Source organism: Streptomyces sp. NPDC002742, from assembly GCF_042888885.1.
Classification (GTDB): Bacteria; Actinomycetota; Actinomycetes; order Streptomycetales; family Streptomycetaceae; genus Streptomyces.
In genome coordinates this window covers 459,782-475,804 of the sequence record NZ_JBIAQF010000001.1, presented here as the reverse complement: position 1 = coordinate 475,804, position 16,023 = coordinate 459,782, and the positions used below count along the sequence as shown (strand labels likewise).

At 71.1% G+C, this 16,023-nt stretch carries 17 protein-coding genes and 3 pseudogenes; 7 read left to right on the top strand and 13 right to left on the bottom strand.

What is annotated here, in order from left to right; translation table 11 throughout:
• Window positions 1-245: 245 nt before the first annotated feature.
• Window positions 246-2,468, top strand: a complete 2,223-nt coding sequence (locus ACFYW8_RS02050; RefSeq protein WP_389066112.1) for an FUSC family protein — start codon at window positions 246-248, stop codon at window positions 2,466-2,468.
• Window positions 2,469-2,618: 150 nt separating this feature from the next.
• Here ACFYW8_RS02050 and ACFYW8_RS02045 read toward each other — a convergent pair whose 3' ends face one another.
• Genes ACFYW8_RS02045 through ACFYW8_RS02035 form a run of 3 tightly spaced genes read right to left on the bottom strand, consistent with a single transcriptional unit; the run spans window position 2,619 to window position 4,082 of the window.
• Window positions 2,619-3,173, bottom strand: a complete 555-nt coding sequence (locus ACFYW8_RS02045) for a TIGR03086 family metal-binding protein (RefSeq protein WP_365877481.1) — start codon at window positions 3,171-3,173, stop codon at window positions 2,619-2,621.
• Window positions 3,174-3,198: 25 nt separating this feature from the next.
• Window positions 3,199-3,723 carry an SRPBCC family protein gene (locus ACFYW8_RS02040; protein ID WP_389066104.1) on the bottom strand — a complete coding sequence of 175 codons (525 nt, stop codon included), beginning with the start codon at window positions 3,721-3,723 and terminating at the stop codon, window positions 3,199-3,201.
• Window positions 3,720-4,082: an ArsR/SmtB family transcription factor gene (locus tag ACFYW8_RS02035; RefSeq protein WP_389066101.1), complete on the bottom strand. Its 363-nt coding sequence runs from the start codon at window positions 4,080-4,082 to the stop codon at window positions 3,720-3,722. The genes ACFYW8_RS02040 and ACFYW8_RS02035 overlap by 4 nt, the downstream gene beginning before the upstream one ends.
• Window positions 4,083-4,426: 344 nt before the next feature.
• On the opposite strand from ACFYW8_RS02035, the gene ACFYW8_RS02030 reads away from it, so the two are divergent.
• The 3 genes from ACFYW8_RS02030 to ACFYW8_RS02020 all read left to right on the top strand — a co-directional run bounded on the left by ACFYW8_RS02030 (window position 4,427) and on the right by ACFYW8_RS02020 (window position 6,946).
• Window positions 4,427-5,005, top strand: coding sequence for a hypothetical protein (locus ACFYW8_RS02030; protein WP_389066097.1), 579 nt, complete (start codon window positions 4,427-4,429; stop codon window positions 5,003-5,005).
• A 241-nt stretch (window positions 5,006-5,246) separates the two neighbouring features.
• The gene (locus tag ACFYW8_RS02025) at window positions 5,247-5,693 is read left to right on the top strand and encodes an SRPBCC family protein (RefSeq protein ID WP_389066092.1); all 447 of its coding nucleotides are present in this window, start codon (window positions 5,247-5,249) and stop codon (window positions 5,691-5,693) included.
• Between the two features lie 251 nt (window positions 5,694-5,944).
• Window positions 5,945-6,946, top strand: coding sequence for an acyl-CoA desaturase (locus tag ACFYW8_RS02020; RefSeq protein WP_389066088.1), 1,002 nt, complete (start codon window positions 5,945-5,947; stop codon window positions 6,944-6,946).
• 116 nt (window positions 6,947-7,062) lie between these two features.
• Here the strand turns inward: ACFYW8_RS02020 and ACFYW8_RS02015 are convergent, their stop codons facing one another.
• Both ACFYW8_RS02015 and ACFYW8_RS02010 read right to left on the bottom strand, forming a co-directional pair.
• Window positions 7,063-7,458 (bottom strand): peptidoglycan-binding protein, encoded by a 396-nt coding sequence (locus ACFYW8_RS02015; protein WP_389066084.1) that lies wholly within the window; start codon window positions 7,456-7,458, stop codon window positions 7,063-7,065.
• A gap of 84 nt (window positions 7,459-7,542) precedes the next feature.
• Entirely contained in the window at window positions 7,543-7,992 is a 450-nt protein-coding gene (locus ACFYW8_RS02010; RefSeq protein ID WP_389066080.1) for a DUF2690 domain-containing protein, read from the bottom strand.
• Window positions 7,993-8,245: 253 nt separating this feature from the next.
• On the opposite strand from ACFYW8_RS02010, the gene ACFYW8_RS02005 reads away from it, so the two are divergent.
• Complete coding sequence (locus ACFYW8_RS02005) at window positions 8,246-8,416, top strand: hypothetical protein (protein WP_389066075.1); 171 nt, start codon at window positions 8,246-8,248, stop codon at window positions 8,414-8,416.
• Window positions 8,417-8,525: 109 nt separating this feature from the next.
• On the opposite strand, the gene ACFYW8_RS02000 is transcribed toward ACFYW8_RS02005, so the two are convergent.
• Both ACFYW8_RS02000 and ACFYW8_RS01995 read right to left on the bottom strand, forming a co-directional pair.
• Entirely contained in the window at window positions 8,526-9,539 is a 1,014-nt protein-coding gene (locus ACFYW8_RS02000) for a helix-turn-helix domain-containing protein (protein ID WP_389066072.1), read from the bottom strand.
• 170 nt (window positions 9,540-9,709) lie between these two features.
• Window positions 9,710-11,056, bottom strand: coding sequence for an AI-2E family transporter (locus ACFYW8_RS01995; RefSeq protein ID WP_389066068.1), 1,347 nt, complete (start codon window positions 11,054-11,056; stop codon window positions 9,710-9,712).
• 287 nt (window positions 11,057-11,343) lie between these two features.
• On the opposite strand from ACFYW8_RS01995, the pseudogene ACFYW8_RS01990 reads away from it, so the two are divergent.
• A pseudogene (locus tag ACFYW8_RS01990) lies at window positions 11,344-12,386 on the top strand (PP2C family protein-serine/threonine phosphatase); the annotation flags it as partial.
• A gap of 75 nt (window positions 12,387-12,461) precedes the next feature.
• Here ACFYW8_RS01990 and ACFYW8_RS01985 read toward each other — a convergent pair.
• The gene (locus ACFYW8_RS01985; protein WP_389066066.1) at window positions 12,462-13,007 is read right to left on the bottom strand and encodes an ArsR/SmtB family transcription factor; all 546 of its coding nucleotides are present in this window, start codon (window positions 13,005-13,007) and stop codon (window positions 12,462-12,464) included.
• A 57-nt stretch (window positions 13,008-13,064) separates the two neighbouring features.
• Between ACFYW8_RS01985 and ACFYW8_RS01980 the strand changes: the two genes are divergently transcribed.
• Window positions 13,065-13,970 carry a S41 family peptidase gene (locus ACFYW8_RS01980; protein WP_389066062.1) on the top strand — a complete coding sequence of 302 codons (906 nt, stop codon included), beginning with the start codon at window positions 13,065-13,067 and terminating at the stop codon, window positions 13,968-13,970.
• 79 nt (window positions 13,971-14,049) lie between these two features.
• On the opposite strand, the gene ACFYW8_RS01975 is transcribed toward ACFYW8_RS01980, so the two are convergent.
• The 5 genes and pseudogenes from ACFYW8_RS01975 to ACFYW8_RS01955 form a co-directional block, all read right to left on the bottom strand.
• Window positions 14,050-14,610, bottom strand: coding sequence for an ABC transporter substrate-binding protein (locus ACFYW8_RS01975; RefSeq protein ID WP_389066057.1), 561 nt, complete (start codon window positions 14,608-14,610; stop codon window positions 14,050-14,052).
• Between the two features lie 91 nt (window positions 14,611-14,701).
• A pseudogene (locus tag ACFYW8_RS01970) lies at window positions 14,702-15,076 on the bottom strand (serine/threonine protein kinase); the annotation flags it as partial.
• Window positions 15,077-15,111: 35 nt separating this feature from the next.
• The gene (locus ACFYW8_RS01965) at window positions 15,112-15,504 is read right to left on the bottom strand and encodes an ABC transporter substrate-binding protein (protein ID WP_389066053.1); all 393 of its coding nucleotides are present in this window, start codon (window positions 15,502-15,504) and stop codon (window positions 15,112-15,114) included.
• Window positions 15,501-15,746, bottom strand: a complete 246-nt coding sequence (locus ACFYW8_RS01960) for a hypothetical protein (protein WP_389066048.1) — start codon at window positions 15,744-15,746, stop codon at window positions 15,501-15,503. Before ACFYW8_RS01960 ends, ACFYW8_RS01965 begins: the two co-directional genes overlap by 4 nt.
• Window positions 15,695-15,904 (bottom strand): annotated as a pseudogene (locus ACFYW8_RS01955) (hypothetical protein); the annotation flags it as partial. The pseudogene ACFYW8_RS01955 and the gene ACFYW8_RS01960, both read right to left, overlap by 52 nt.
• Window positions 15,905-16,023: the final 119 nt, after the last annotated feature.

The window sequence follows — 16,023 nt, the reverse complement described above, 5'->3', positions numbered from 1 at the left end:
GAGGCTGTTCCGGAAAGCGCGCGGCAAAGTCGTAGACCGGGAGTCCGTCGTACGAGGCCTGGGCTCCACCGGGCACGGGAGTGCGCCGACCGCCCGCTCCGGCTCGGGTTGCCGGCCGCTCGGTGCCCCGGTTGCCCGGACAGGGACCGGGCCCGCGAAAGTCGTGCTGCCCGTGTACCGGTCCCGGCCGACAATGGACCTACGGCGGGGACGGGCCCGGGGAGGCGTCGGGGAAGGAAGCGCACATGCCGAAGCGGCCCCCCTCCCCCGGTCGCGTACGGGCCGCGCGGCAGTCCGCGCGTGTCACGGTCGCGTCCGCCGCGGGCTTCTACGCGGCCCTCTACCTGCTGGACCAACCGGTCGTCGCGGTCTACGCCCTCTTCGCGCCGATCGCCCTCGGTGTCCTCTCACCGATCCCCGGCGGCGGCCGGGACCGGGCGCGTACCGTCCTGTTCGTGCTGCCGGTCGCCGTGGCGCTGACAGCCCTCGGCACCGCTCTCGCCGTCACGACCGCCTCCGCCGTCGCGGGGATGCTGGTGATCGGCTTCAGCGTCTCCTTCGCCGCGGCGTACGGACCGGCGGCGGCGAGTGCCGTCCCGGGACTGCTGCTCTTCTACGTGCTCGCGTGTTTCCCGCCGTACGCGCCGGACACCCTGCCGCAGCGGCTCGCCGGCCTGCTCGCGGGTGGCGCCCTGCTGGTCCTGTGCGAGCTGCTCCTGCTGCCCGCCCCACCCGTTCAGCCGTACCGCGCGCGGATCGCCGCCGCCCTCGATCTGGCGGCCGCTTCGGCGCGCGCGGCGGCTCAGGGCCACCGTCACGGTCCCGAGCGGGCGCGGCGCCTGCGCGAGGTGGGACTGTCCTTGCGCCTGTCGCAGGCACCACCGGCTTCCCGACCGACCGGTGCAGGCCGTACCGACCGCGGACTGGCACAGGCGGGAGCCGCGACACGGCGTGTGCTGGACCAGCTGGCCCGGACGGCCGAGCGGCCGGAGTCCGCGACGGCCGGGGATCCACCCTCCGAGGCGCTGCTGCGCGGTGTCGCGGCTGGATGCTCCGCGACGGCGGAAGCCCTCCGTGGCGCGCGCGCCGTTCCGGGGGCCGAGGCCCTGGAGGAGATGGTCGCCGACTTCGTCGCCGTACGCAGACGTCCGCCCGGGACCGGGCTCGACACGGACGCCAAAGCGTCGCAGCGGCTGCTGGAGTGCCGGTCAGACCTGCTGACCACTGCGGCCTCGGCTCTGACGGTTCAGGCCGCGGTGGCCGTGGCGATCGGGGGGCGTCGCGACTCGGCGGGACTGCCGGCCGAGCAGTTCTGGTACGCGGAGCCCCCCACGGCCCGGCTCCTGGCTCTGCGTCTGACCGGCAATCTCACCTTGCGCTCGGTCCTGTTCCAGAACGCCGTACGCACGGCCCTGGGGCTCGGCGCGGCCCGTCTCGTGGCCGGGGCGCTGGAGCTCTCGCACGGCTTCTGGGTGCTGCTGGCCGTGCTGACGCTGGGCCGCACGACCGCGGGCGCCACCTGGTCCACCGTGCGCTCGGCGGCGGTCGGCACGCTGTTGGGCGCGCTGGCCGCCGGGGTGCTGATCTTCGAGGCGGGCGGCACCGTCAACGTGTACGCCGTCGTGCTGGTGCCGGCGATGTTCGTGGCCTTCTCCGTGGGGCCGATCGCGGGACCGGCTTGGGCGCAGGGGCTGTTCACCCTGGTCGTCTCCGCCGCCTTCAGTCAGCTCGCTCCGGCCACCTGGCGGCTGGCGGAGACACGGCTGCTCGACGTCCTGGCGGGCTGCGCGATCGGGCTGACGTGCGGCGTGCTCGCCTGGCCGGCCGGAGCCCGCGGCGAGGTCCGACGCAGTGTGGCGGAGCTGCTGCGCGCGGTGGGGCCCCTGGTGCAGGACACCGTGGTATCCGCGGTCTGCGCGTCCGGCACATCCGGCGCGTCCGGCGCATCGGGGGATCCGCCGCTTCGGGGCGGTACGGCGGAGGAGGCGCTGCGGCTGACCAGGCACCGGCTCCGCATCGCGGAGGGCGCCTACGCGCAGTACCGGACGGAGGGTGGCAGGGATTCCGTCGGCGGCGGACCCGACTGGCATCTGGCGCTCAACTGCGCCACCCACGCGGAGGTCGGTTCCCATTGGCTGCCCCGGCAGGCGTACGGTCCGGCGCCGCCCGACGCGGTCCGGTGGGCGCGGGAGTCGGTCGGACAACTGACCGCGGCGATGGACCGGGCGGCCGCGTTCCCGCCGGGTGGCGTACGGGCACGGCCGATCTCTCTACCCCCCGAGGTCGTCTCCGTGACCCCAGCCGCCGTACTGCCCGCGCTGGTCGACATCGACAGCTGGCTGCAGACGCTCGCGGCCGAGCTGACGGCGATCGGCGGGAGCGGTACGGACGAGCCGCCGCCTGCCGTCCGGGGCGGCGGATCGGACCCGGAAGCCGCCCGCGATGCCACGGCCCGTACCCGGCGGTGAACCGGCCGGACCGTGAACCGAGACGGTGGTGATCCTGCCGGGGGTGATCCGGCCGGGGGTGATCCGGCCCGGAGGCCAATCAGGCGGCTAGGGGGTGACCAGGCCGAACGGCGAACAGGTCGGTCATCTCGCTCAGGACGGTCACGTCGCTCAGGGCTCGCGTCCGATGAAGGCGAGCAAGCGGGTCTGCACGTCAGCGGTTCCGGGGACCTCCACGCGTGGACCGTACTGCCCGCTCGCGCGCAGCACATCGTCGAGCGGCAGCATCCCGTCGAGCAACTGGGCGCATTTGCCGGGGTCGAGGCGCTCCTCCTGGCCGCTGGCCCGCGCCAGGTCCCAGGTGTGCATGAAGACGTCGGAGGTGTAGAAGCGGTCGACCGCCTGGTCCAGCGGGACCTCTCCGACGTGCGGGTTCGACAGCGTCCTGTGCGCCGTGGCCGGATCGTCGAGGAGGGCCTGCACTCCGTCGCTGTGCACCGTCCAGGCCTTCACCGGGTCGTCGTCCACCGACGGGCCTTTCGGCAGTTCGACTCCGGCGCCCGCCTTCACGAAGTCCGGGAACCACTCGACGAGGTGGCGCACCACGTCCCGGGCGACCCAGCCCTCGCACGGCGCGGGGTTGTCCCATGCCCCGGGCCGCACTCCGCGCACGCGGTCCGTGAAGACCCCCGCGACGGTTCGGTGCTCTTCGGCTGCGTTCGTCATGATCTCGTGCCTTCCGTCTCGTCCGTCATCCTGTGTTCCCGCCGCGGCCGTCGCCGAGCAGTTCGTCAAGGCGTTCGTGGCCTTCGCGGACGCCGCGCCGCATACCGCTTCTGATCATCGCGTCGCGGGCCTCCATGGAGCCCATGAGGGATGTCGTGGTGACCCGGGTGCGACCGCCGAGGTCCTCGAAGACGGTGGTCTCCAGGCTGACGCCGTCCGGGAAGCCGTCGTAGGCGAAGGTCTGCACGATGCGCTCGTCGCGGCGCACCTCGTGGAACACGCCCCGGAAGCCGTACTCCGTCCCGTCGGCCTCGCGATGGACATAGCGGTACGAGCCGCCGCTGCGCGCCTCGTACACGTCGATCCGCATCGTGAGCCGGCGCGGGCCGAGCCACTGGACGACGAGATCGGGATCGGTGTACGCCCTGAACACTCGCTCCGGGGAGGCGTCGAACTCCCGGATGATGAGGATGGTGGGCAGCGCCGGGTCGGCCACGATCCGCGTCTCGTGCCGATCGCCCGTGCTCGCGCCCGCGCCCGCGGTGCTCACGATGCCGCCTTCTTCGCCGAGTGGCCCTTCACCGACTGTTCCTCCATCTTTTCGAGGACGGCATCGAGCCGACGGAAACGGTCCTCCGCCTCGCGGCGGTAGCGTTCGATCCATTTCGTCATCAGGTCGAGGACCTCGCCCTCGAGGTGGCAGGGCCGACGCTGAGCGTCCCTGCTGCGACTGATCAGACCGGCGTCCTCCAGCACCCTGATGTGCTTGGACACGGCTTGCACGGTCACGTCGTAGGGCTCCGCCAGTTCGTTGACCGTGGCATCCCCCGTGGCCAGCCTGGCCACGATGTCGCGCCGGGTCGGGTCGGCCAGGGCGGAGAACACCCGGGACAGCCGGTCGTCCGCCACCTCTCACCTCACGTAATCAACCAGTCGGTTGAATAACCCTACGGCCGGCCCGCCCCTCGGTCAACCAACCGGTTGAATAAGGCGCGACGGTCGGCCGCTCAGCGGGCACCGCCCGCGCCCGCGGGTCAGTGCTTCGCGGGTGCAGGCTCAACCACGGCGAGCGGGTGCAGGCTCCACCACGGTGAACACGACGAGCCCGGCCGTGCGGATGCCGGCGGACAGCGCGGCCGCCCCGTCGCCCAAGCGGCCGAAGGGGTCGCGTGCCGGACATCCCCCTGACACGGCGACGCCCCGCGTGACAGGGTCACAGGTGATCGAAGGCAACAGCGGCAAAGGGGGCTTCCGTGGACACACGCACGTGGGACACGCTGGTCGGCTCGATGAAGAGCACCTACGTCAACGGAGTACGCGAGGGCGCGGCGCCCCGGCCGGTCATCATGCCGCTCGTGCGAGGCGAGCTGGTCGGGTTGATCTGGGTCCGCCCGACCAAGCCCGGGGCCGACGCGCTCACCGGCATCGCGGCACTGTCGAACATCGCCGCGGCGGCCTGCGCGGACGAGATCGTCCTCGCCTGGGAAACGAATGACGTCGCCACCACGTGTGAACTGCCCGTCATCGGCCCCGCCCCCTGTCTGAACCTGGTCCAGGCCACCCCGGACGGTCATGTGCTGCACCAGTTCCCCTACACCGAGGGGTTCTCGTCCGCCGGCTCCGAGGGCGCGCCGGAGTCCACCGCCGTCCTCGACTGGAGGCCGGCTCCCGCGCCCCAGCCGGGCGGCGAACTTCCGCCGCCGGTTCAGGCCGCCGTCGACTACGCCTTCACCCCCATGGAACTGGACCATCCCAACCCCTTCGGTGTCACCGTCGTCCTGATGGAAGAGGACGGTTACACCGTGCGCCTGACCGACAGCTTCGACCGCTGAACGTGCGGGGCCCAGGTGCGGCGGTACGAACGCACATCGCCCAGCCCTTCTCCTGTTTCCTTCCGCTCCCCCGATGATCCTTCCGCTCCCCGACCCCTCGCTCCTTCCATTCCGTGTGCCGGTCACCGTACGAATGGGTCCGTGCGACGCGCCAGTGGGACTCCCGCCCCCTAGGCTGAGCACGCGCGGCAGATCCGCGCGCCCTCAGCGGGCGGTCCGTGATCGCAGCACAGGAGGAACCGTGTCCGGTCAGTTCGAGGCGACAACCGAGATCAACCGCCCCATCGAGGAGGTTTTCGCCTACCTCGCCGCCGGCACGAACGACCCCGAGTTCAGCCCCAGGGTGCAGGCGATCACGAAGACGCCGGAGGGGCCGACGGCAGTGGGCACGATCTTCACCAGTACGGTCAAGGACGCCGGCATGAAGACGGCCCGGAAGTTCCGGATCACCGAGTTCGAGGCGCCCCGCCGGATCCGCTGGACGGAAGTCTCGAAGAACACGGTCACGGCGGACGAGGGCGGCTACGACCTCGAGTCCACCGGCGACCGCACAACGCTTGTCCGGATCTACAACGTGCTTGAGGGCCATGGCATCGGGAAGCTCCTGGTGAGCTTGGCGCTGAGTGCGGCCCGCAAGGACGCGGACGCGTTCGGCCGGCGGATCAAGGCGGCCGTGGAGGCCTCCTGACGACGGTCCCCGGTCGCTGGGGCCTCCTCAGGGTCCTGGCCCATGCCATGGATGCCTCCTCATGGACCTGGTCGCGGCCGCGGCGGTCGCGCGGTCAGGCCCACCTCCCTGCGGACAGTGCCGACGTAGGGTGAAAGGAGCGAGGACGCTTCATACGCCGCTGTCCGGACCGGTCCAGCTCACGATTTCCCATCACAGGGGCAGCCTCCTGACCCCGGCGCGCCACCCGCACCGAGGCCCAGGAGTTCCCTATGCCATCCGTGTCCGGCACCTCCGCGACGGCGGTTCCGTCGAGCGGTACCTCGCCGCCCCAGGTCTACGACGGAACGTCCCCCTTCCCACCGGAAGGACCGCTCCCCGCGCGCGACGGCGGGGAGCGGGTGTACGTGACGGTGACGACGATGATCGTCGTCCTGCCGTTCGTGACGCTCGGCCTGGCGGGGTGGCTGCTGTGGGGACGCCTAGTCCATCCCGTCGACCTGGTGCTCGCCGCCGTCCTCTACACGGTCACCGGCCTCGGCGTCACCGTCGGCTTCCACCGCGGTCTGACCCACGGCGGCTACCGGGCCGTACGCCCGGTGCGCATCTCGCTCGCGGTGGCCGGTTCGCTGAGTTTCCAAGGTGACGTCATCGACTGGGTCGCCACGCACCGCCGCCATCACGCCTTCACCGACCGGCCCGGCGATCCGCACTCGCCGTACCGCTACGGCACCCATCTGCGCGGCCAGTTGCGCGGGCTGTTCCACGCACACATCGGCTGGCTGTTCCGCAACGACCGCACACCGCCGGAGCGTTACGCCCCCGACCTGCTCGCCGACCGCGACATGCGGGCCGTCGCACGAGCCTTCCCGGCACTGTGCGTCCTCACCCTGGCCCTGCCGTTCGGGCTGGGCTGGGCGATCGGCGGCACCTGGGTGTACGGCGTAACCGCCCTTCTGTGGGCGGGACTCGTCCGCATCGCGCTGCTCCATCACGTGACCTGGAGCGTCAACTCGCTGTGCCACATGATCGGCGAACGCCCGTTCCACACCAGGCGCCACGACCGGGCCACCAACCTGTGGCCGCTGGCCCTGCTGTCGTTCGGCGAGAGCTGGCACAACCTCCACCACGCCGACCCCACGAGCGCCCGGCACGGCGTGGACCGCGGCCAGATCGACCCGTCGGCCGCCGTCATCCGCGTCCTCGAACGCCTCGGCTGGGTGTCCGAGGTCCGCTGGCCCACCCCCGAGCGCGTCGCCGCCCGCCGCGTCTGAGGCCTGCACCGTTGCGGAGCAACCCCGCCGACACCGGCGCTGTCTGCGACGCAGATCCGCGGAGCGAAGCTCCTGGCCCCGGCGGTGCGGGGTCAGGAGCTCGGCCGCATGGGCCTTCAGGAAGCCTGGTAGTTGCCGGTGACCCAGTCCAGGCAGCTGAAGGTGTTGTGCCCGACGATGCCGTCGACGCCACCGGCGCAGTGGAAGTCACCCTGGAACCGTCGGACCCAGTTCAGGGTGTTCTGGCCGAAGTAGCCGTCCGTGGCGAGGCCGGCCCCGTAGGCCTGGTTCAGTTCCTGCTGCAGGATGATGACGCAGCCGTCCTGATTGCCGGGGGAGTACGAGAGGTTGTGGTCGGGAACCCAGTAACCGTGCGGGGCCAGGTTCGAGTTGTACCACTGGACCATGTAGCAGTTGCCACCCGCCGAGGCGGTCGTGGCGGTGGCGACGGTCCCGACACCCGCGAGCATGATCGCGCTGACGGCAGCGCCGACGATCTTCTTGAGGTTCATCCCTGAAGTCCTTTTGATGTTCGTTGCGTTGATCGGTGGGACAGGGCCGTCCAGCTGCGACGGACGGCGGCACACGGCTCGGGATCAGTAGCGGCCGGTTTCCACGTCGCCCGAGTTGTAGCCGTTGGACGCCGAGGCGGAGCCGGTGGCGTAGGACTCGACGCCCGCGTCGTTCAGCATCGGGGTGTAGCAGGAGTACTGCCCCATGGAGGAGTTCCACGACAGACTGGCGCAGCTGTCCCAGTCCCAGTTCGAGGTGCGCGTAATGGTGGCGCGCCCGTAGGGACCGGTCGAGCGCACGCGCGCCCAGACGGTGCGGCAGGAGGTGCTGTAGCGCAGTTCGATCGTGCCGACCTGGGTGCTGCCGACGTAGATCCCGCTCGACTTCGCCGTGATGGCGGTGTTCGCGCAACCGCTGGAGATCGGGTCCTGCCCATCGTAGGCGGCGGCGCTGGCGCTTCCCGTGAATCCGATGGCGAGGGCGATCGAAGCGGTCGCGACGGCGAGCGACTTCTGGACGATGGAGATCCGCATGAATAGGCCACCTTAAGTACAGTTACTGCGATTTGACGCATCATCATAAGATCGCTCCGCCGATTCCATGATCCATTTGAGACCGGCGATTCCGGACAACAAGGCGAGATTCAGGCCATGATCTACGTCACTTGTCGGCGGTGATCAGATGCCAACTCCCCGGCAGGCAGCCGCAAGCGCTCGACACCTTACGAAACGGGACGCGAGGAGGCCGGGTCCCGGCCCTTGTGGGCCCGTCGACGTCGCCGGCTCGATGGCCAACAACTGGGCGGTCTACCAGACGGATGGCAACTTCGTCGTCTACAACAGCAGCGGCGGTGTGGTCTGGGCCTCGAACACCAAGGGGGGTGGGGGCTCGACCGTCGACATGAACTCGAACGGCGTCCTCCACGTCGGCACCAAGGCGATCAACAACGGCTGCTGACGTCATCCGGAACATCCGTCCGCGGGCAGTCGCCGGCCCGCGGACGGATGCGCTGATCGTCGGAATGCTCAAGGCCGGCGGAGCGCGTGAACCAGGATGACTTCCCGGTTCACGCGCTGAGGCCAGTGGGCGCCATCGCCTCCGTGAGCGCCTCGGGTGGCATCCCCCAGGACGGCCTGCTCGTGCGCGTGGCAGTCGCCGGCCGAACCGCGCTTCCGCCGGTCGCGGACCGGGGCCGGGCTCTCGCGCACAGCGCTCGGAACTCGGTAGGGCTGAGTCCGTACGCCTCACGGAAGGAACGGCTGAAGACCACCGGACCGCTGAAGCCCCAGCGGGCGGCGATGGCGCTCACGTGGCGGGCGCGGAGACCGGGGTCGGCGAGGTCGCTGCGGCACTGCTCGAGGCGGCGTCGGCGTATTCGGGCGCGGACGCTCTCGCCCTGGTCGTGAAAGAGCTGGTGCAGAGTGCGCACCGATATGTGGTGGTGGGCTGCGACCGCCGACGGATCCAGCTCCGGGTCGCCGAGATTGTGCTCGATGAAGGCCCGGATCCGCCGCACCAGCGCCTGCGTCCGGACTTCGGCGGGAAGCTGATCCTCGGTGTCCAGGTGCTGGGCCAGACAAGCCGTCGCGAGGTCGACGGCGACCGTGCCGAGACGACGCAGCTCGTCCGGACCGCATTCGGCGCCGTGGTCTTCCAGCGCGGTCATGAAGGACGACAGGACTGCGGCCATGCCCCGGTCGCCGGGGATGCGGCGGGCCAGCACCTGGTCGAGGCGCTGGGTGCGCAGCGGCATGATGTTCCGGGGCAGCAGCAGGATCGTCGCCTGCACCTGGCCGCCCGTGGCGGGCATCTGGTTGCAGGAGGGGCGCGAGGTGTCCCAGAGCATGAGGTCGCCGGTTCCGACGGTGCACTCGCTCCGGTGCTGCGACAGCGACGTGACTCCCTTGCGCAGAAGGGCCAGCTGGTACTGCTCCGGGTCGCCACGCCGGATCATCGCGGCCGTGCGCCGAGAGCGCAGGGGCGACAAGGAGAACCTCGACACACGGATCTCCCCCAGGTCCAGCACCGCGGCCTCGCCATGGAATTCGGCGGGCCGCTCGCTGCTGAGCGCGGCGGGCATCACTTCACGCGAGACGATGTCGGAGTACCAGTCGAACCGCTCCCCCGCCCGTTGACAACACTGACCACATCCAGCACCCCCTGTTGGATCTCTTCACTGAGACCCAGGATGCAGCAATAGGACGGCTGCCGACGTGTGGTGATCCGGTGGGCCGGTGGTTCCTCGGCCCACTACGGTTCCCCGGTCCGGGCTGGGCCGTTCGGCTCGGAGTGCGGTTCGGAGTGCCGTTCGGAGCGCGGTTCGGAGCGCGGTTCGGATGGAGCGGAGGCGTGACCGGGTGAGGGCCCGGAGGGCTCGGGCTCGGGGCGTGCGCGCAGCTCGGAGATCACGGACCAGGCGACCGACACCATCGGTACGGCCACGACTGCGCCGGTCACCCCGGCCAGGATGCTTCCGGCGATGACGGAGAGGGCCACGACCACGGGGTGAAGCCGGACCGCCCAGCTCAGGACGAGCGGATGCAGTACGTGACCTTCCAGCTGGCCGATGACGACGATCAGGGCGAGCACGATGATCGCGACGACGGGCCCCTTGGTGGCCAGCGCGACGACCGTGGCCACGCCGAGTGCGACGGGCGAGCCCACCAGGGGGATGAACGCGGCGAAGAACTCCAGCAGCGTGAGGGGCAGAGCCAACGGAACGCCCAGCACGTAGAGGGCGATTCCGACGAGAATGGCGTTGGTGGCCGCCACGATGATGATGCCGCGTGTGTAGCCGGCGAAGGTCCGCCAGGCCGCCCGCCCACCGCGGTCCCACCGATCCCGTGCGCCCTGTGGCATCAACTCCTGGAACCAGCGCCAGAACTTGTCCCCGGAACGGATGAAGAACAGCGAGCAGAACAGGGCGAGCACCAGTCCCGTGACGAACTCCACCGCGCGGCCGGCACCGCTGAGCGCGCTGCTGATCAGTACGGAACGGTGGTCGGAGACGAAGGCGGCCACCTTGCCCTGGAGATTCGACATGACCGCGTGGCTCAGATGAAAGGGAGAACCCTCCAGCCAGCGCTCGATCCGCCCCAGCCCACCGGCGAACTCATGGCCCAGCTGCCCCGACTCGCCCGCCACGACGCGGCCGACCAGCGCTATCACGCCCAGCACCAGCAGAAGGCTTCCGAGGATGCTCACGATCACCGCCACGGTCCTGGGCATGCGGCGCGCCAGCAGATCGGCGAGGGGACGCAGGACCGCCGTCACGACCAGCGCGAGGAACAGGGCCACGGCGACCAGCTGCAACCTGCCCAGAAGGGCGAAGATCACGTACACGACCACCCCGACGACGAGGAGCCGCCACGCGTGGGCGGCGGCCACCCGCAGCCCGTGGTTCACCGGGACACTCAGGTGCTCCCCCGGGTGCTCCCCGGTGCCGCGCCGCACCTCCGATCCGGCCGTACGCGCCTTCGTGACCGCCCAGGCGCCACGGGAGGAACGATTCCCCACGACGTACCGCAGCCGACGCCCGCCGCGACCCGTGGCGGGCTCGCCCGGCCGCCGGTGAGGACGACGCGATCCGGCGTTCACCTGTGCGCCACCCTCCTCCCGTCCTCGGGACCACCCACCACATGTGCCCGTGCCCGGACGGCCGCACGACCACAGGGAAACGGGCGCCCCGTCCCGAGCCGCCGATCAATCGGCCGTTCTGGCCAGCGTGGTGTCGCGCACCGCGCCCCGCAACCGGGACACGCGCGGATTGAGCCGTACCGTGCCGCGCCGCGGCGCGGCCCTGCTCACCGGCGGCCCGGCTCGACGCCGCTCGGCACGGTTCGGCTCGGCTCGGCTCGGCTCGGCTCGGCTCAGCTGGCACGGCCCCGCGAAGGACGGACTTCCCCGACGGCGGCAACCGGCCTCCGAGCAGCATGGAGGCCTGGGCCTTCCTCCCGTTGACGGTCTCCGGCCACACCTTCGGCGTGTGTGTCATCGCCTTCGACACCGCACGGGACCTCACCTCCGAGGAACGCACGCTCCTCACCACCATCAGCGCGCTCGTGGCACACGCCCTGGAGAGAGCACGGCTCTACGACGCCGAGCTCACCCGCTCCTCTACGACGCCGAGCTCACCCGCTCCGAGGAACTCCAGCAGGCTCTGCTGCCCCTGAGTCTGCCCACCGTGCCCGAGGTCACCGCCGCGGCGAGATATCTGCCGGCCGGGCACACCTCCGACGTGGGCGGGGACTGGTACGACCTGATCCCGCTGTCCGCGGGCCAGGTGGCCCCGGTCATCGGTGACGTGATGGGCCACGGTCTGTCCGAGGCCGCGGCCACGGGCCGTCTGCGCACCGCGGTACACACGCCGGCAGCCCTGGAACTGCCCCCCGACGAGATCATGGGCCACCTCAACGACATCGTGGGGGGCCTCGGCGAGCACGCGTACGCGACCTGCCTGTACGCGCTGTACGACTCCACCGACGGATCGTGCACCATGGTGCGGGCGGGGCATCCGCCGCCGCTCGTCGTCCGGCCCGACGGCAGCGCCTACTTCCCCGAGGTCGCCGTCAATCCTCCCCTGGGCGCCGCGTTCCCTCCCTTCGAGACGACGGAACTGAAGCTGTCGGCGGACAGTCTTCTGGTCCTCTACACCGACGGGCTCGTGGAGTCCTCGCACCGGGAGATCGACCAGGGCATGGCCCAGCTCGCCGGCCCGCTCCCCGGCGAAGCCTGCTGCCCCGATCTGGAGACCCTGTGCGACACGGTCACCGCGGGCCTGCTGCCGGGTGGCCCCACCGCCGACGACGCCGCCCTGCTGATCGCCCGTCTGCACACCGTGGCCGACCGGCAGATGGCTTCCTGGGCTCTGCCGGAGGGGCCGGAGGCCGCGGGTGAGGCCCGCCGCCACGTACGGGAGCAACTCGCCCAGAGGACCCGGCCGACGGCGACCCACCGGCCGCGAACGCCGACCGGCCTGAGGCGAGGACCGGTGACGCCTCGGTCAGGAGGAATTGTCGGTGCCGGCCGGCCCGCCTGCCTGCTGATACAGCGTCACCAGCACGCTGTGCATGGGCTGATCCTCTCCGTCCTCCCCGGATTCGTCGACCAGCCGGGCGAGGGTCTCGGCGAGCTGTTGTGCCTTCGCGGGGCCGAGCCGAAGGTGACGCAGCGTCAAAAGGACTTCCACGGGCGAGCGTTGCAGTTCCTGGGCGACCGCCGCCAGCATCGCCGCCGTGCCGTCCGCCCGGGGTTCGGCGACGACCATGCGGCGGGCCGTGCGCTGGTAGTAGTGCTCGGTTCCGCCACGAACCCGGCGGGTCTCGGTGATGTGGACCAGCCCGGCTTCCCGCAGCACTTTGAGGTGGTGGGCCACGTTGCCCTTCCTCGCGTCGAGGTGCGCCGCGAGTTGGCTGATGGTGGCGGGCCGGTGACCGAGGACGAAGAGGAGCCGCTGACGCAGGGGATGGGCGAGCGCCGCGAACTGCTCGGGCGCACCGATCTCCTGGAGCTCCTCGGGCGGCTGCGGAGGGGGAGGCTGATCGTGCATTCCGAAAGTGTCTAACTCTCTTGACGCTTCCGCAAGGGCGATGCTCTACTCCCTGCCATGACAACTTCTACGCAGTTACGGACCGCCCCTGTCATCGACGAGACGGCCCGGCTCCTGACCGAGCACTACGTCTTCCCGGACACCGCCGAGCAGCTCGCGGGCCTGTTGCGACAGCGCCTCGCCGAGGGGGCCTACGACGTCGACAGCGCCGAAGAGCTCGGCCGGCTGGTCACCGAGGACCTGCAATCCGTCAACGGCGACAGGCACTTGAGACTGAAGTACCACGCCGACCCGGTACCTCAGGAGCAGGGTGCGGCCGCTCTGGCGGCGATGCGCCGGGACTTCGACGCCTCGCTGGGCGGCGCACCCCGGGTGGAGTCGCTCGAGGGCGGGGTGGCCGTGGTCGAGCTGGCGCCGGCGCTGTTTCCGCTGGAGTGGGCGGCCGAGCCGCTGGGGGCCGCGCTCGCTCTGGCCTCACCTGCCCGAGCGCTGATCGTGGACCTTCGCGGCAGCCTGGGCGGTGACCCGGACACGGTCGCCTTCGTCTGCGGTCACCTGCTGGACGCGCGCACCCACCTCAACACCATGTACTGGCGGGACGGCGACCGCCGCGAGCAGTCCTGGAGCCCCGGGCACGTGTCCGGCGCCCGCTTCGGCGGCACCAAGCCGTTGTACGTGCTGACCAGCGGCCGCACCTTCTCGGCCGCCGAGGAACTCGCGTACGACCTGCAGCAGCTCGGCCGGGCCGTTGTCGTCGGCGAACGCACCGGCGGCGGGGCGCACCCACGTGACGGGTGGACCGTGCACCCACACCTGGAAGCCACCATTCCGGTCGGCCGTGCGGTCAACCCCGTCTCCGGCACCAACTGGGAGGGCACCGGCGTGCAGCCGGACATCGCCTGCGCCGCCGCAGACGCCCTCGACCGCGCCCACGCACTGGCCCTCGCGCGACTGACGGACTGAGGCGGCCCGGCCGGCGGTGCGGGGCGTCTGCCGGCGGCCGAGGCGCGCGGCTGAGCGGGACCGCGAGGCAGGCCCCGTATCAGGCCTTCGTGAGCTGGTCGTAGCGGCCCAGGAAGTGCGGGCTACCGTTCCGTACGCGGTACAGGAAGAGGCCGTTCAGCCAGTGGAACTCGCCGGTTACCGTGTCGAATTGGATGGTCTTGGCCAGTCCCCTGTAGGTGGACGTACGGAGTCTGCGCACCATGGCGCCCCGCTCGACCCCGGCGCTGCCCAGCTCACGAAGGCCCTGAGCGACGAAGTTCAGCGCGTCGTAGGCCTCGACGGCGAAGCGCTCGACGGTGCGTACGCCGAAGCGCTTCTCGTACGCCGTCACAAAGCGTGCCGCGGCGGGTATTTCGTCCGGGTCGACGTACGACGTGCAGATCACCCAGCCCTCGGCCGCCCGGCCCGCCTCCTCGATGAAGGCGGCCTCCAGGATCGGTTCCGGTCCCATCCGCGTGCCCCGGAAACCGGCCTGTTCCAGCGCGCGGGCGCACCGCGCGGCACGGTGCGGTGAGGAACCGCCGTAGACCACGGCCTCCGCCTTGTCGGCGAGCACGGCTGCGGCGACCGTGTCGAAGTCCTCGCTGTCCGCGAGCACGACATGGGTGGTCGTGGTGCCGTTGGAAGGTGGGATCGTCGCCAGGTCCTTGACGATCTGCCAGCTGGTGCGGCTGGCCGACCTGTCGTCTGAGCGCTTCCGCCAGCCGGGCGCCGAGGACGCGCACGGTCCGGTCGGGCAGTGGCCCGTGCAGCGCGACGGCCTCGGCCAGTGACGGTCCCGGTACGAAGGCGGTGGCCAGCCAGGGCTCGGGGTCCTGCGGAGCCGCCGCGGTGACCGGTACGACCCATCGCCCGCTGAGCCCGGCCGCCGCCTCGGCCTCGCGCCGGAACCGGGCCCTGAAGTCGTGATCGGACGCGTACTCGGCGCGGATCACCTTCAGCGCGACCAGCGCCCCGCCCGTCGAGCGGGCCAGATAGACCACGCCCATACCGCCCGCGCCGAGCCGCCCGAGCAGGCGGTAGCCGCCGACGAACGGCGAATCCCCCGGCTTCAGCGCCCGCACTCCCGCGTGCTCCCGCGCGTGCGCGTCGCTCACCGCTACACCTGGGAGGGGGCGGCGCCGAGGAAACGGAACCGGCCGGCCTCGACCTGGTACAGGAAGACACCCCAGCCGGCGAACGTGCCGTCCGCCGGCTTGAAGGAGAAGTCCTTGGTGATGCCGTTGTAGTGGCTCTTGCGCAGCAGGCCCACCAACTCCTTTCGTTTCGGGGGCTGTCCGCCCTTCGTGGCCTTCACCATCTCCTGGACGACGAGGTTGACGGTGTCGTACGCCTCGGCGGCGTAGTGGCCGGGCTCGGCTCCGTACCGCTTGCGGAAGGCGGCGGTGAAGGCCGCCGCGGCCGGCACGGCGGAGGCGTCGACGAAGGAGGCCGTCAGCAACCATCCCTCGGCCGCGTTTCCCGCCTCCTTCAGAAACATCGGATCGATCACGGCCTGCGGGGTGAGCCGCGGCCCGTCGAACCCCCTCGCGGCCAGCGCGCGGGCCGGGCCCCGCCCCGCGCGTCTCCGGCGTAGATGAAGGAGCCGATCCCGGCCCGCAGCATGTCGGCGACGACGGGTCGCACGTCCTCGGTGTCGGCCGGGATCACCCGGGGGTAGACCGGCCGGCCCAGCTTGGCGCGGTGCCGAACTGCCCGGCCGTCGGGCGGTCCGCCGGATCCTTCGCCAGACACCTGCGCAGCAGTGCCGGCAGACCGTCGTCGTCCGTGTCCTCCTCCGCGTCGATGCCGGCCAGGTCGGGTTCGTCGTGGACCGTCCGGTAGAGCAGGGCGTCCGCCGCGCCGGTGCCGAACGGCGGCCGGCCGCTCGCCGCGTAGGCCAGCAGGCAGCCCCGTGGCTAAGGCGCCGCAGCACAGGCGCACCGGTCTCCGATACGCCATGAGCGTCCCCCATCCGCATGGGTGTTCCCCCACAGGAAGCGTATCGACTATGCCTCCGGGACACTACGAA